This window comes from Marinovum sp. E3 (assembly GCF_055755275.1).
The window spans coordinates 1354948-1369312 of record NZ_CM146908.1; the positions used below are offsets into that span (position 1 = coordinate 1354948).

The following is a 14365-nucleotide window of genomic DNA, read 5'->3' on the forward strand; positions in this document are numbered from 1 at the left end:
TGCAGATCCGCCTTGCACGCTTGGGCGGGGGCGCTTAGAAGACCCCAGATTTGAAATAGGCGGGCTGGGACTCGCCCTCGAACTTATGGGGAATGGGATGCAGGTCACCGAGACTCTGAACGAAGGTCTGAAGCGCGAATACGCGATCACCGTCAGCGCCGCCGAGCTGGAAGAAAAGGTCAACGAAAAGCTGGCCGAAGCCCAGCCCGAGATCGAGATGAAGGGCTTTCGCAAGGGCAAGGTGCCGATGCCGCTGCTGAAGAAGCAGTTCGGCCAGCGTCTGCTGGGCGAAGCGATGCAGGAAACCATCGACGGCGCGATGAACCAGCATTTCGAAGCCAGCGGCGACAAGCCGGCGCTTCAGCCCGAGGTCAAGATGACCAACGAGGACTGGAAAGAGGGCGACGACGTCAATGTCGAGATGTCCTATGAAAAGCTGCCCGAAATCCCCGAGGTCGATCTGAAATCGATCTCGCTCGAGAAGATGACCGCCAAGGCCGGTGACGACGAGGTGGACGAGGCGCTGAAGAACCTCGCCGAGACCGCGCAGGACTTCAAGGCCCGCGACGAAGGTGCGGCCGCCGCAGACGGTGATCAGGTGGTCTTTGATTTCGTCGGCAAGGTCGACGGCGAAGCCTTCGAAGGTGGCTCGGCCGAGGATTACCCGCTGGTGCTGGGCTCCGGTTCGTTCATCCCGGGTTTCGAGGAGCAGCTGGTCGGCGCCAAGGCCGGCGAGGAAAAGGACGTTACCGTCACTTTCCCCGAGGAATACCAGGCCGAGCATCTGGCCGGCAAGGAAGCGGTTTTCTCCTGCACCATCAAAGAGGTGAAGGAGCCGGTTGCGGCAGAGCTCGATGACGAACTGGCCAAGAAATTCGGCGCCGAGTCGCTGGATGCGCTGAAAGAGCAGATCCGGGAGCGTCTGGAAGCCGAATACGCCGGTGCCGCCCGCCAGGTGACCAAGCGGGCGCTGCTCGACAAGCTGGACGAGATGGTGAAATTCGACCTGCCGCCGACGCTGGTGGAGGCCGAGGCCAAACAGATCGCGCACCAGCTGTGGCACGAGGAAAACCCGGACGTGGAAGGCCACGATCACCCCGAGATCGAGCCCACGGACGAGCACAACAAGCTGGCCGAGCGCCGCGTGCGCCTGGGGCTTCTGCTGGCCGAACTGGGCCAGAAGGCCGAAGTGCAGGTGTCGGACGCCGAGATGACCCAGGCGATCATGAACCAGGCGCGCCAGTACCCCGGTCAGGAACGTCAGTTCTTTGAGTTCGTGCAGCAGAACCAGCAGATGCAGCAGCAGATGCGCGCGCCGATCTTTGAAGACAAGGTCGTCGACTACATTCTCGAGCTGGCCGAGGTGACCGAGAAAGAGGTCTCCAAGGAAGAGCTTCAGAAGGCTGTCGAAGAGCTCGACGAAGAATAATCAGCACACCTCATGTGCTGAATTCGGGCCGTTCCCCCTCGGGGGGCGGCCTTTTTTCTTGGGTACTATCAGATCTTTTGCGCGATGGCGGTGGCAATGGCCTGATATCCGTAGAGCCGGCCATCGGCGGCGCGCTGAGCATGTTCGGCGATCAGCGCATCGGCCAGCCCCTGACCGATCAGCCCCCGGGTCACCATGTCGCGGGTGGTGATCTCTACCCAGGGCAGCATCTGGGCTTCAGTGATGATGACGCGGCTTTGCACATCGAAATGGTCGAGTCTCAGGCCGGCGTCGGCAATCAGCCCGCGCAGCCGGCCGACGAGGTGCGGGTCGGTCACATAGGTGCGGACGAATTCCTTGGCACAGCAATCAAGCGGATCATTGGCGGCGCTGGCAAGCGCGGCCTTGGAAAAATCGACATCTGCCACGACCAGCCAGCCGCCGGTGCGGAGCGCGCGCGCGGCTTCGGCCAAGAGGGTCTCCGGCGCAACGACGTGGGTCAGCACGGTGTGCAGGATGGCATTGTCGACGCTGTTGTCGGCGACAGGCAGGGTGGCGCCGTCGGCCTGTTCAAATCTCAGATTGTCGAAGTTGGGCGCGCGGGCCCTTGCCTCTTTGACAAAGCCTGCCGAGGGTTCGTAGCCGATCACCTGCGCCGGCGCGGCATGTTTGGCGATACGGCGGGTCACCGCGCCGGCCCCGGCGCCGATTTCGACGGTCAGGCTGTCCTTGGCGAAATCCAGCCGCGAGAGATAGCCGGCAACGAGCGCCTCCATTGTCGGGTCGCTTTGACGGATTTCCATGGTATCGGCAAAGATCTTGATGAATTCGGGCCCCGCGGCATCGACGTTCTGAAACGGATCGGTCATGTCAGTCGCTCCCTGTCACACGCAAGGGCAGTCTACACCGTTTCGGGATTTCTCGCGCCGCCGTGTCAGACTTGAAAAGGCCGCCTCGGGAGGGAGAGGCGACCTTTCCATAGGCCGGAGGCATCCGGGGACAAGGAATTTACCGGCCGTCGTTTCCGAACCGCGTTTTCATGCGCGCGATCGCTTCCGCCACGCGGCGGGTGGTGCTGGCCTCCGCCAGCGCGGCGTTGCGGGCAGCCAGAATGTCTGCGTGGCTGCGCTCTGCCGCGGAGAGCGGGGCGTCGATCAATCGAAGGACACGGGCCGATGCAAGCGAATAGAAGACCGCGCCGGGTGCCGGGGCGACGTTCTGAACCAGTCCTTTCTGTGCCATGGCTGCAATCTTCCGTAATCGTTACTGTATACTTTTACCGGTACTCTTTATGTCGAAGCATCGGCCCGTTTGCCTTCCTTGGTGTTGTACCGCGTCTGGGCGATACACGGCAAAGCTGCTGGCGGATACGCGGGCCATCCTTTCAGGTATGCCAAATGACAAAAGGCCGTGCGTCGGGGACGCACGGCCTTCGAAAGTATAGGGATGGACCGGGAAATCAGCCGCGGTCTTCTTCCGGTTGTTCTTCGCCGGAGTCGTCCTGGACCACTTCGGCCAGGTCGTCGTCGTCCGAAGCGGCCGAGCCGATATCGTCGAACAGTTCCGCGATCTCGAATTCGGCGGCGGCTTCTTCTTCCGCAGCCAGTTCCTGGATCGACTTGCCCGAGGCTTGCAGTTCGGCCTCTTCAGGCGAACGTGCGACGTTGAGGTTAACGGTGGCCATCACCTCGGGGTGCAGGTGCACCTCGATCTCGTGCAGGCCCAGTTCCTTGATCGGCTGACGGATCAGGATCTGCTTGCGGTCGATCGAGAAGCCCTCTTCGGTGGCCACGTTGGCCGCGTCACGGGTGGTGACCGAGCCATAGAGCGAACCGCCGTCGGAGGCCTGGCGAATCACGACGAACTGCTGGCCGTCGAGACGCGATGCCAGAGCTTCGGCTTCTTTCTTGGTTTCCAGGTTGCGCGCTTCGAGCTGGGCTTTCTGCGCCTCGAATGCCTCGATGTTGGCTTTCGACGCGGTCAGCGCCTTGCCTTGCAGCAGCAGGTAGTTGCGGGCGAAGCCGGGCTTGACGTCGACGACGTCGCCCATCTGGCCGAGCTTGGCCACGCGTTCGAGAAGGATGACTTGCATGTGCTTAACTCCTTACTTCACAGCGTAGGGCAGCAGCGCGAGGAAGCGGGCGCGTTTGATGGCGCGGGCCAGTTCACGTTGCTTCTTGGCCGAGACGGCGGTGATCCGGGACGGCACGATCTTGCCGCGCTCGGAAATGTAGCGCTGAAGAAGGCGGGTGTCCTTGTAGTCGATCTTGGGTGCATTGTCGCCCGAGAAGGGGCAGACCTTGCGGCGGCGGAAAAACGGTTTTGCGGCCATGGGTTAGCTCTCCTTCGACTTAGCGGCGTTCACGACGGCGGTCTTCGCGCTCGTCACGTTTCTGCATCTGGATCGACGGACCTTCCTGGTGCTCGTCGACCTTGATGGTCAGCACGCGCATCACGTCGTCATGCAGGCGCATCAGGCGTTCCATTTCCTGCACGGCGTCCGACGGGGCGTCGGTGCGCATGTAGGCATAGTGGCCCTTGCGGTTCTTGTTGATCTTGTAGGCCATGGTCTTGACACCCCAGTACTCGGTGTCGACGACCTTGCCGCCGTTGTCGGACAGGACAGTGCCGAAATGCTCGACGAGGCTTTCGGCCTGCGCGCCGGAGAGATCCTGGCGCGAGATAAAGACATGCTCATAAAGGGGCATGTGCACTCCATTTATATCAAGGCGCATTTCAAAGGGCGGGGCCATGTCCTTTCGCCCCCAACCCACGAGAGACTGCGCGGTTCATACGTCTTGCGAAAGGATGGCCCGATATACAGCCTCGGGCACAAATGGCAAGGGGGCTGGGGGCGGCTGCGGCCCGTTGACGGCCCGTTGACGCCCCGGGGGCGGATCGTTCCGCCTCTTTTCCCTGTTTGTGCCGCATTCCTGCCGGAATTCGCGCGGAACCTCTCCAATATGCCAATGGGAGAAGCCAGATGACCGTAGCCAGCCTCTTGATGCGCGCCGACCCCGAGAGAGAGACCGAAATGAACGCGGACATGATTGCACGGTGGTTTGTCCGACTGGTTGGCCTGTCGCTGGTGGTCGCAAGCCTGGGCATGTGGGTCGCGCCCAATGCCGCGACGCTGCCGGAACTGATGATGATAAAGCTCTGCGCCTCCTTCTTCTTTGCGTTGACTGGTGGCTATCTGCTGTATTTCGCCCGAACGCCAAAGTCTTCGCGCGGCTGAGCGGGGCGGCTGGGTCGCACCGCCGAACCGATTCGACCGGCTGTCCGCCTGACTGGCGCGGCCGGTTTTTCTTTTGAATTTCTCCGCACTGCGGCGTGGCATAGACATTGCAGTCGGGTTTCGTGGCGCGTATCCATGGCAAAACGACGCTGCAACAGAGGGATGGTATGGGCCGCGCATTTGTTTTTCCGGGACAGGGGGCACAGGCGATCGGTATGGGCAAGGCCCTCGCTGATGCCTATCCGGCGGCGAAAGCCGTTTTTGAAGAGGTCGACGAGGCGCTCGGCGAAAAGCTCTCTGACCTGATCTGGGAAGGCGATGCGGCCGATCTGACCCTGACGCAGAATGCCCAGCCGGCGCTTATGGCGACCTCGCTGGCGGCGATGCGCGCGCTCGAGGCCGAGGGCATCGATGTGACGGCGGCCAACTATGTCGCAGGGCATTCGCTGGGGGAATATTCGGCGCTGGCCGCCGCGGGTTCTTTGAGCATCGGCGATTGTGCACGTCTTCTGCGCACCCGGGGCAAGGCAATGCAGGCGGCGGTGCCGGTCGGCGAGGGCGCGATGGCGGCGCTGCTGGGGCTTGACCTCGAACGCGCGCGCAAGGTCGCGGCCGAGGCAGCACAGGGCGAGATCTGTGCGGCGGCAAATGACAATGACCCCGGTCAGGTGGTCGTCTCAGGCCACAAGGCGGCGGTGGAACGCGCGGTCGAGCTGGCCAAGGCGGCCGGCGCGCGGCGCGCGGTGCTGCTGCCGGTGAGCGCGCCGTTCCATTGCAAGCTGATGGAGCCGGCCTCGCATGTGATGGCCGACGCGTTGGACGATGTGCAGATCCACCGGCCCAAGGTGCCGCTGGTGGCCAATGTGGTGGCCGAGGCGGTGAGCGATCCGGCGACAATCCGCTCGCTTCTGGTCAATCAGATCACCGGTGCCGTGCGCTGGCGCGAGAGCGTGCAGTGGATGGCCCGTCACGGCGTCACCGATCTTTGGGAAATCGGCGCCGGCAAGGCGCTGATCGGCATGGTGCGGCGGATCGATCGGGATATCGCCACCCGCAACATCGGCACGCCCGAAGACGTGGCGGCGGCAAAGGATGCGCTGGCCTGAGCGCCGGCGCCACAAGCAAGACAAGAGGAAGAGCGGATGTTTGATCTGAGCGGGAAATCTGCGCTGGTGACCGGGGCATCGGGCGGCATCGGCGGCGCGATCGCCAAGGCGCTGCACGGGGCGGGGGCGACCGTCGGCCTGAGCGGCACGCGCGAGGCGCCTTTGCAGGAACTGGCGGCGGAACTGGGCGAGCGGGCGCATGTGCTGCCCTGCAACCTGAGCGATCTGGAAGCCGTCGAAGCGCTGCCGAAACAGGCCGCCGAGGCGATGGGCGCGGTCGATATCCTGGTGAACAATGCCGGCATCACCCGGGACAACCTGTTCATGCGGATGTCGGATGACGAATGGAATTCGGTGCTTTCCGTCAATCTCACCTCGTCAATGAAGCTCTGCAAGGGGGTGATGCGCGGAATGATGAAGGCGCGTTGGGGGCGGATCGTGAATATCTCGTCGATTGTTGGCGCCACCGGCAACCCCGGGCAGGCGAACTATGCCGCGTCGAAGGCCGGGATGATCGGCATGGGCAAATCGCTGGCCTATGAGGTGGCGAGCCGCGGCATCACGGTGAACGCCATTGCGCCCGGTTTCATTGCCACCGCGATGACCGACAAGCTGACCGACGACCAGAAGGAAAAGATCAACGTGCAGATTCCCGCCGCGCGCATGGGAACGCCCGAGGAAATCGCCGCCGCAGTCCTCTATCTGTCGAGCCCGGAAGCCGGGTATGTGACGGGTGCGACGCTGCATGTGAACGGCGGAATGGCCATGATCTGACGCCATGACCGGTTCTCCCGGAAAGCGTTTGCCAATCGCTGCTCTTATGCTATAGGCGCGTGGAAATCCGGGGGGGCTCGTGCTGGCCTGGATCGACCTGCTTATGCGGGGAACAGGCCAAAGGCCAACCGCCGCCTCGGGAGGGGCAAGTAAAGTTCGAACCCCTCGGGGCACGGGCAAAACAGGGCCAAAGGCCCAAGACGATGAGGATTAAAGATATGAGCGACGTCGCAGATCGCGTGAAGAAAATCGTTGTGGAACACCTCGGTGTCGAAGAAGGCAAAGTTGTCGAAGGCGCGTCGTTCATCGACGACCTCGGCGCAGACAGCCTTGACACCGTGGAACTGGTGATGGCGTTCGAAGAAGAATTCGGCATCGAGATCCCCGATGACGCCGCCGAGAACATCCAGACCTTCGGCGATGCGGTCAAATTCATCAACGACGCGAAAGAAGCGTAAGAACGCTTTGATCCGTCAGGATTTTGTGGGAACGGCGTGCCTTTTCGGGTGCGCCGTTTTCCGTCGTGAGGCACGGCGCGGCAAGCGGCCGTGACAGGGCTTGTCAGTTGCCGCAGAGCCGGCTTCCGGCATAGGGTTTCGATACGCGGGGGCTTGCCCATCCGGCATCGCTTTCCCTTGCCCCTCTTCCCCCTGTCGGGGTAAGAGCGTGCAACTTGTTTCAAAGGGGCAACACCATGCGCAGAGTAGTTGTGACAGGGCTTGGTCTGGTGACACCGCTGGCTTGCGGCGTCGAGGAGAGCTGGAAGGCGATTCTGGAAGGCAAATCGGGCGCAGGCACGATCACCCGGTTCGATGCCAGCCAACTGGCCACCACCTATGCGTGCGAAGTGCCGCATGGCGACGGCACCGACGGCACCTTCAACGCCGATGACTGGATGGCGCCGAAAGAACGCCGCAAGGTCGACGATTTCATCCTGTACGGCGTTGCCGCCGCCGAGCAGGCGGTGAAGGATGCCGGCTGGACGCCGGAGGACAAGGAAAGCCTCGAGACCACCGGTGTGCTGATCGGGTCGGGCATTGGCGGGCTGAACTCGATCGCCGAGACCGCCGTGCTGATCAAGGAACGCGGGCCGCGCAGGGTGTCGCCTTTCTTTATTCCCGGCGCGCTGATCAACCTGATTTCGGGCCAGGTGTCGATCCGCTATGGCTTCAAGGGGCCGAACCATTCGGTGGTGACCGCCTGTTCGACCGGCGCCCATGCGATCGGCGATGCGGCCCGGATCATCAAGGACGGCGATGCCGAGGTGATGATCGCCGGTGGTGCCGAGGCGGCGATTTCCGAGATCGGCATTGCCGGCTTCAACGCCTGCAAGGCGCTGAGCACCAAGCGCGGCGACGCGCCGGAAACCGCCAGCCGGCCGTATGATGCCGACCGCGACGGTTTTGTCATGGGCGAGGGCGCCGGTGTTGTCGTGCTGGAGGAATACGAGCACGCCAAGGCACGTGGCGCGAAAATCTACGCCGAGGTCGTGGGATACGGCATGTCGGGCGACGCCTATCACATCACCGCCCCGTCGGAGGATGGCGAAGGCGCCGAGCGTTGCATGAAGATGGCGCTGAAAAAGGCCGGCGTTGGCCCGTCGATGATCGATTACATCAATGCGCATGGCACCTCGACCATGGCCGACACCATCGAGCTTGGCGCGGTCGAGCGGCTGATGGGTGAGGCGGCGTCGAAGGTGACCATGTCCTCGACCAAATCGGCCACCGGGCACCTTCTGGGCGCCGCCGGCGCGATCGAGGCGATTTTCTCGATACTGGCGATCCGCGACCAGGTGGCGCCGCCCACCATCAACCTCGACAATCCGGCGGTAGAGACCAAGGTTGACCTGGCGCCGAATGCAAAACGCGAGCGCGAAATCAACTACGCGCTGTCGAACTCCTTTGGCTTTGGCGGCACCAACGCTTCGGTCATCTTCAAGAAGGTCTGAAATACATGTGGCGCAGTATCGCCTCGAATGCCCTGAGCTTTTTCGTCGTCGCCATCTTTCTGGCTGGCGGCGCCTTGCTCTGGGCGCAGGGGGAATATTCGGCGGAAGGGCCGCTGGAGGCGCCGATCTGCCTCGAGGTGGCGCGGGGGTCGAACTTTTCGCGTGTCTCTCGCGATCTGGCCGGTCAGGGTGCGATTTCCAGCGGCTTTCTGTTTCGCGTCGGTGCCGACTATGCCGACAAGACCGACGCGCTGAAGGCCGGGTCTTTCCTTGTGCCCGAGGGCGCGAGCATGGCCGAGATCGTCGATACCGTGACCCGGGGCGGGGCCAGCACCTGCGGCACCGAGGTTGTTTATCGGATCGGCGTCAACCGGGTTACCGCCGAAGTGCGCGAGCTTGACCCCGAGACCCAGCGCTTTGTCGAGCTGGCGAAGTTCGTGCCGGGCGAAGACGAGGTGCCGGAAGACTACAGCCGCGTCCGCGGAGCTGCCGATACCCGCTACCGGATCGCGCTGGCCGAGGGGGTGACCAGCTGGCAGGTTGTCGAGGAACTCACGGCGCTCGACGTGCTGGAAGGTGCGGTAGCGGAGCTGCCGCCGGAAGGTTCCCTGGCGCCGGACAGCTACGAGCTTCGGGTCGGCCAGACGCGGGCCTCGATTGTCGAAGAAATGCAGCGGCGGCAGACGGCCATCGTGGCCGAGGCCTGGGCCGACCGGAGCGAGGGACTTCCCTTCGACACGCCGGAAGAGATGCTGACCCTGGCCTCGATCATCGAAAAGGAAACCGGGGTGGCCGGCGAGCGCGGGATGGTGGCGAGCGTCTTTGTCAACCGTCTGAACCAGGGCATGCGGCTTCAGACCGACCCGACGGTGATCTATGGCATCACCGAGGGCAAGGGTGTGCTGGGCCGCGGGCTGCGGCAGAGCGAGCTGCGTGGCGCGACGCCTTATAACACCTATGTCATCAATGGCTTGCCGCCGACGCCGATCGCCAACCCCGGGGCGGCTGCGATTCAGGCGGCGGTGGCGCCGGAAGACACCGATTTCCTGTTCTTTGTGGCCGATGGCACCGGCGGGCACGCCTTTGCCGAGACCCTGGCAGAACACAACGCCAATGTCGCCAAGTGGCGGCAGATCGAGGCCGAGCGCAGCGGCAACTGAGTGGCGTGGCGCTGGACCGGAAGGCAGGCCCTTGTGGCCTGCCTTTTGCGTTTCAGGCGGCGAAGATTCCGGCCACCATTGAGCCGAAGGCGATGACGTGGATCAGGATCACGGCACGATCTTTCCATAGCAATCCGACAACGAACCAGCCGATCAGACCGAGCAGGAACAGGTAGATGTTCCACGGCACGAGGCCGAAGCCGGTGGCGGCATATCCCATGATCTGAAAGATCGAGGCGAGCCATTTGATCACGGTGACGGGCGCGGCCCGGGTAATGCCGCGCCGGGCGGAATGGGTGAGGTCCTGGGCGGTAAGGGATCGGCTCATTGTAGAATTCCTGTTTCCTGCGGCTTGGATGTGGTAGATATGCGGCAGGCAAGGCGTGTCGTGAAGCCAGATGATGGCCTGCGTGACTGTAGGAAAACTATTGGCATGAGAAATCTACCGCCATTGAATGCATTGCGGGCCTTTGAAGCGGCGGGCCGGGCCATGACCTTTCGCGCCGCGGCGGAGGAACTGGGCGTGACCCAGGGCGCGGTGGCGCAGCATGTGCGGGCATTGGAAGCGCGGTTGCAGGTGCAATTGTTCGAGCGCCGCCACCGCGATCTGGCCTTTACCGCGGCCGGCCGCGCCTATCACGAGGCAGTGGAACGCGCGTTTTCCAGCATCGAGACCGCAACGGCGCGGTTGCAGCCGGCGACCGCCGAGGTGACGATCAGCGTCACTCCGAGTTTTGCCGCCTGTTGGCTGATCCCCAACATGCGGTCGCTGACCGAGGCGCATCCGGATGTGGAGCTTCAGATCCGTGCGACCGAGCGGCTCGCGAGTTTTTACTCAGATCCTGTGGATCTGTCGGTCCGGCAGGGGCGCGCGCCTTTTGGCGCCGCGTTGCGGGCGGAGCTGTTGTTCGAAAACCGGCAGATCGCGGTGGCGGCGCCGCAGGTGGCCGGGCTGGCGCGTGCGGCGCCGGAGCGTGCCACTTTGCTGCATGAGCCGCATGGCCGCTGGCCGGAGTTTTTCGACCAGGTGCTCGGACTGTCGGGAGAGCGCGCGCAGCGCGGCGCAAAGTTCAGTCAGACCGCGCTTGCCATCGATGCAGCGGCCATGGGCCAGGGCGTTGTGCTGGCGCCGGAGGTGCTGGTGGAACGGCACATTGCCGAGCGACGGCTGGTTCAGGTCTGGCCGGGTGACTACCTGGGCGCGCGGCATTTCTATCTGCTGGCCCGCAACGATGTGGCGCTGCGGCCGGAGGTGGAAGCGGTCTGGGATTGGTGCCTGTCGATGCGGAAAACGGTGCGGTAACAAAGCGTTAACTCACTTTGCCTTGACTTGGCGAACGGTTTCTCCTATAAGTTGTGACATGCTGGAAGACATGGGCAAACGGCCCCCGGGGAAACCCGGGCGGCCGTTTTTTTGTGTCGCTCGTGCGGGGGCAATCCCAGCATGGAAGGTGACGTATCAATGACACTCATCACCGCGAAACAGGAAGTCGACCGCCTGGAAGGCAAACTTCTGGTCGTTCGGGAAAGTCTCGAAGACTTCGAGGCGGCGCTCAGAGACCTGAAGCAACAGGTGCGGAGCGGGGAGGTCACAGCACTCAAGGATGTCAGCAAGACGCTCGCGGAAATTCGCGGCTGGATGAAGCTGGCGATGGAAACGGAGGCGCAACTTGCTGAATATGCACGAAGAGAAGCCGCTATCGAAGGCGCATATGGGATCGACCTTGAAAGGGCACGATCTGAGATCGGGTGCCGTCTTGCTAAGCTGCGCAAGTGCTGCGGTGCAGGACGAGTTCCTCGATAGCCTCAGCGAGGGAGAGCTTCTGGCTCTCCCTTTCCTGTTCGAGTTCTGGGCCCATCCGCACCAATTGCCCCCCGAGGGCGATTGGCGGTCCTGGGTGGTCCTTGGCGGGCGCGGTGCGGGCAAGACCCGGGCCGGTGCGGAATGGGTGCGCGACATGGTGGAAGGGGCGCGACCGAGGGATGCGGGGCGCGCCGCGCGGGTGGCTCTGGTGGGCGAGACCTATGACCAGGTGCGCGACGTGATGATCTTTGGCGACAGCGGCATTCTTGCCTGTTCGCCGCCCGACCGGGTGCCGAAATGGGAGGCCAGCAAGCGCCGCCTGGTCTGGCCCAATGGAGCGGAGGCCAAGGCGTTTTCGGCCAATGACCCCGAGGCGCTGCGGGGCCCGCAGTTTGATGCGGCCTGGGTGGACGAACTGGCGAAATGGCCCAATGGCGAGAGCACCTGGGACATGTTGCAGTTTGCCCTGCGGCTGGGCGACGATCCGCGGGTCTGCGTGACCACGACGCCGCGCAATGCGGAGGTGTTGAAGACGCTGCTGGATTCGCCGTCGACGGTGGTGACGCGGGCGCCGACCGAGGCGAACCGGGCGCATCTGGCGGAATCCTTCCTGCGCGAAGTCCGCGACCGCTATCGCGACACACGGCTGGCGCGGCAGGAGCTCGATGGCGAGATGCTGACAGATCTCGAGGGCGCGCTCTGGACGCATGAGATGCTGGATGGCTGTCGCGGGCGCAAGGTGCCGGAGCTTGATCGCATCGTGGTGGCCGTCGATCCGCCGGTGAGCGGGCATTCCGGCTCTGACGCCTGCGGCATCGTCGTGGCGGGGGTGAGGATGTGCGGCCCGGTGCAGGAGTGGGAGGTGCATGTGCTGGAGGATGCCAGCGTCGCGGCGGCGAGCCCGAAGACCTGGGCCGAGCGCGCGGTGCGGGCCTATCGCGAGCATCGGGCCGATCGCATCGTCGCCGAGGTCAACCAGGGCGGCGCGCTGGTCGAGAGCGTGATCCGGCAGGAGGATGGCGCGGTGGCCTATACCGCAGTGCATGCCAGTCGCGGCAAGGTGGCGCGGGCGGAACCGGTGGCGGCGCTTTATGAGCAGGGCCGGGTGTTTCACGGCGCGGGGCTGGCGGCGCTGGAAGAGCAGATGTGCCTGATGGCGCTGCGCGGCTTCGAGGGCAAGGGCAGCCCGGACCGGGTGGACGCGCTTGTCTGGGCGCTGACGGAGCTGGTTGTCGCGGCGCAGGAAAGACAGCGGCCGCAGGTGCGTACGCTGTGATCAAGCGGGTTTAACCTTTTCGTAGCAGAGTGGTCTCGTCAGGCCGGGGAGCCTCCGGCGGGCGTTTGCGGGGCAAGATGAAATGGCGCGGCTGCGCTGAATTCCGAAGACGACACGGCGATGCCAGCCGGGCCGGATGCGGCCCCGGAGCAGGCCGCGCCATGCCCGAAGGGCGATGAAGGAGCACGGGACGCGATGTTTGATTTTCTGCGGCGGGACAACAAGGCGGAGAGCGCGGGCGAGACCAAGGCCAGCGCCACGGGGCGGGTTGTGGCCTGGCAGGGCGCGGGCCGGGTGGCCTGGAGCCCGCGCGATACGGTGTCGCTGACCAAGGCGGGTTTTGCCGGCAATCCGGTAGGCTTTCGCGCGGTGAAGCTGATTTCCGAGGCGGCGGCGGCCCTGCCGCTGGTATTGCAGGACGCCGACCGGCGTTATGAGGTGCATCCGCTGCTGGACCTGATCACCCGGCCCAACCCGGCGCAGGGGCGGGCGGAGTTGCTCGAGACGCTTTACGGCCATCTCTTGCTGTCGGGAAATGGCTATGTCGAGGCCGTGGCCGGTGATGACGGGCTGCCGCTGGAGCTGCATGTGCTGCGCTCTGACCGGGTGTCGCTGGTGCCGGGGCGGGATGGCTGGCCGGTGGCCTATGATTATGCCGTGGGCGGGCGCAAGCATCGGTTCGACGTGAGCGGGCCGGTTTCGCCGATCTGTCATATCAAGAGCTTTCATCCGCAGGACGACCACTACGGCATGGCGCCGATGCAGGCCGCAGCGCAGGCGCTGGATGTGCATAATTCGGCCTCGCGGTGGTCGAAGGCGTTGCTGGACAACGCCGCGCGGCCCTCGGGGGCGATTGTCTATCGCGGTGCCGATGGCTCCGGCACGATGAGCGCCGAGCAGTTCGACCGGCTCAGCCATGAGATCGAGACAAACCATCAGGGCGCGCGCAATGCCGGGCGGCCGATGCTGCTGGAAGGCGGGCTGGACTGGAAGCCGATGGGGTTTTCGCCCGCAGACATGGAGTTTCACAAGACCAAGGATGCGGCGGCGCGCGAGATTGCGCTGGCTTATGGTGTCCCGCCGATGCTGCTCGGCATTCCGGGGGAGGCGACCTATGCCAATTACCAGGAGGCGCACCGGGCGTTTTATCGCCTGACGGTGCTGCCGCTGGCGGCGCGGGTGACGGCGGCGATTTCGGCCTGGCTGGTGCAATTTGGCGGCGAGGCGGTGGCGCTGAAGCCCGATCTCGACCAGGTGCCGGCCCTGGCGGCGGAGCGCGAGGCGCAATGGGCGCGGGTGAGCACCGCGGAGTTCCTGAGCAATGCGGAAAAGCGGCGGCTGCTTGGGCTGCCGGCGGAGCCCGAGGATGGGTGAGCGTCCAGGGTTCGAGGCTTTCGATTGCGCGCCGGCGCTGCGCCTGGAGGCACATGAGCGGGTGGCGGAGTTGCAGTTTGCGGCGATGACCAAACGGCTCGACCGGATGGAGGCGCTGCTGGAGCGGTTGGAACGGCGGCTGTGGCTGGCGGTCTACGGGGTGGCGGCGGCGATTGTCGGGCAGGCGTTTCAGAGCCTGTTGGTGGTGCAGTGAGGTAGGCGGGGCGCCGGACGAAAGCCCGGCCACCGGAGC

The 14365-nt window shown here is 64.2% G+C and carries 18 protein-coding genes; 12 read left to right on the top strand and 6 right to left on the bottom strand.

The window, feature by feature from the left end; genetic code table 11:
• The first annotated feature begins 97 nt into the window (after positions 1 to 97).
• Positions 98 to 1429: a trigger factor gene (gene tig, locus AC0J5K_RS06660; protein WP_274565237.1), complete on the top strand. Its 1332-nt coding sequence runs from the start codon at positions 98 to 100 to the stop codon at positions 1427 to 1429.
• A gap of 68 nt (positions 1430 to 1497) precedes the next feature.
• Here tig and AC0J5K_RS06665 read toward each other — a convergent pair whose 3' ends face one another.
• The 5 genes from AC0J5K_RS06665 to rpsF form a co-directional block, all read right to left on the bottom strand.
• Positions 1498 to 2298, bottom strand: a complete 801-nt coding sequence (locus AC0J5K_RS06665) for a methyltransferase domain-containing protein (RefSeq protein WP_074836628.1) — start codon at positions 2296 to 2298, stop codon at positions 1498 to 1500.
• A gap of 139 nt (positions 2299 to 2437) precedes the next feature.
• Positions 2438 to 2671 carry a hypothetical protein gene (locus AC0J5K_RS06670; RefSeq protein ID WP_074836629.1) on the bottom strand — a complete coding sequence of 78 codons (234 nt, stop codon included), beginning with the start codon at positions 2669 to 2671 and terminating at the stop codon, positions 2438 to 2440.
• A 217-nt stretch (positions 2672 to 2888) separates the two neighbouring features.
• Entirely contained in the window at positions 2889 to 3521 is a 633-nt protein-coding gene (gene rplI / locus AC0J5K_RS06675) for a 50S ribosomal protein L9 (RefSeq protein ID WP_048532115.1), read from the bottom strand.
• Positions 3522 to 3533: 12 nt separating this feature from the next.
• Complete coding sequence (gene rpsR, locus AC0J5K_RS06680; protein ID WP_005982441.1) at positions 3534 to 3761, bottom strand: 30S ribosomal protein S18; 228 nt, start codon at positions 3759 to 3761, stop codon at positions 3534 to 3536.
• A gap of 19 nt (positions 3762 to 3780) precedes the next feature.
• A complete protein-coding gene (gene rpsF, locus AC0J5K_RS06685) occupies positions 3781 to 4137 on the bottom strand; it encodes a 30S ribosomal protein S6 (protein WP_048532114.1) in 357 nt (118 codons plus the stop codon).
• A gap of 275 nt (positions 4138 to 4412) precedes the next feature.
• Between rpsF and AC0J5K_RS06690 the strand changes: the two genes are divergently transcribed.
• The 6 genes from AC0J5K_RS06690 (at position 4413) to mltG (ending at position 9658) form a co-directional block, all read left to right on the top strand.
• The gene (locus tag AC0J5K_RS06690) at positions 4413 to 4667 is read left to right on the top strand and encodes a hypothetical protein (protein ID WP_139211339.1); all 255 of its coding nucleotides are present in this window, start codon (positions 4413 to 4415) and stop codon (positions 4665 to 4667) included.
• A 167-nt stretch (positions 4668 to 4834) separates the two neighbouring features.
• A complete protein-coding gene (fabD, locus tag AC0J5K_RS06695; RefSeq protein ID WP_274565130.1) occupies positions 4835 to 5773 on the top strand; it encodes an ACP S-malonyltransferase in 939 nt (312 codons plus the stop codon).
• Between the two features lie 36 nt (positions 5774 to 5809).
• Entirely contained in the window at positions 5810 to 6547 is a 738-nt protein-coding gene (gene fabG, locus AC0J5K_RS06700) for a 3-oxoacyl-[acyl-carrier-protein] reductase (RefSeq protein WP_274565128.1), read from the top strand.
• A 218-nt stretch (positions 6548 to 6765) separates the two neighbouring features.
• Positions 6766 to 7005 (top strand): acyl carrier protein, encoded by a 240-nt coding sequence (locus AC0J5K_RS06705; protein WP_048532110.1) that lies wholly within the window; start codon positions 6766 to 6768, stop codon positions 7003 to 7005.
• A gap of 236 nt (positions 7006 to 7241) precedes the next feature.
• Complete coding sequence (fabF, locus tag AC0J5K_RS06710; RefSeq protein ID WP_048532109.1) at positions 7242 to 8498, top strand: beta-ketoacyl-ACP synthase II; 1257 nt, start codon at positions 7242 to 7244, stop codon at positions 8496 to 8498.
• Positions 8499 to 8503: 5 nt separating this feature from the next.
• Positions 8504 to 9658 carry an endolytic transglycosylase MltG gene (gene mltG, locus AC0J5K_RS06715; protein WP_274565124.1) on the top strand — a complete coding sequence of 385 codons (1155 nt, stop codon included), beginning with the start codon at positions 8504 to 8506 and terminating at the stop codon, positions 9656 to 9658.
• A 52-nt stretch (positions 9659 to 9710) separates the two neighbouring features.
• Here the strand turns inward: mltG and AC0J5K_RS06720 are convergent, their stop codons facing one another.
• A complete protein-coding gene (locus AC0J5K_RS06720; RefSeq protein ID WP_274565122.1) occupies positions 9711 to 9986 on the bottom strand; it encodes a DUF6552 family protein in 276 nt (91 codons plus the stop codon).
• 162 nt (positions 9987 to 10148) lie between these two features.
• Here AC0J5K_RS06720 and AC0J5K_RS06725 point away from each other — a divergent pair, with 162 nt between their 5' ends.
• From AC0J5K_RS06725 to AC0J5K_RS06745, 5 genes are all read left to right on the top strand, one after another.
• On the top strand, positions 10149 to 10961 hold the full coding sequence (locus AC0J5K_RS06725; protein WP_473009849.1) for a LysR substrate-binding domain-containing protein: 813 nt from the start codon (positions 10149 to 10151) through the stop codon (positions 10959 to 10961).
• Positions 10962 to 11120: 159 nt separating this feature from the next.
• Entirely contained in the window at positions 11121 to 11462 is a 342-nt protein-coding gene (locus tag AC0J5K_RS06730; RefSeq protein WP_074836635.1) for a hypothetical protein, read from the top strand.
• Entirely contained in the window at positions 11371 to 12738 is a 1368-nt protein-coding gene (locus AC0J5K_RS06735; protein WP_274565115.1) for a DNA-packaging protein, read from the top strand. The genes AC0J5K_RS06730 and AC0J5K_RS06735 overlap by 92 nt, the downstream gene beginning before the upstream one ends.
• Before the next feature lie 195 nt (positions 12739 to 12933).
• Complete coding sequence (locus tag AC0J5K_RS06740; protein WP_274565113.1) at positions 12934 to 14112, top strand: phage portal protein; 1179 nt, start codon at positions 12934 to 12936, stop codon at positions 14110 to 14112.
• Positions 14105 to 14326: a GTA head formation protein, RCAP_rcc01685 family gene (locus tag AC0J5K_RS06745; protein ID WP_048532105.1), complete on the top strand. Its 222-nt coding sequence runs from the start codon at positions 14105 to 14107 to the stop codon at positions 14324 to 14326. Before AC0J5K_RS06740 ends, AC0J5K_RS06745 begins: the two co-directional genes overlap by 8 nt.
• The last annotated feature ends 39 nt before the right edge of the window (positions 14327 to 14365 follow it).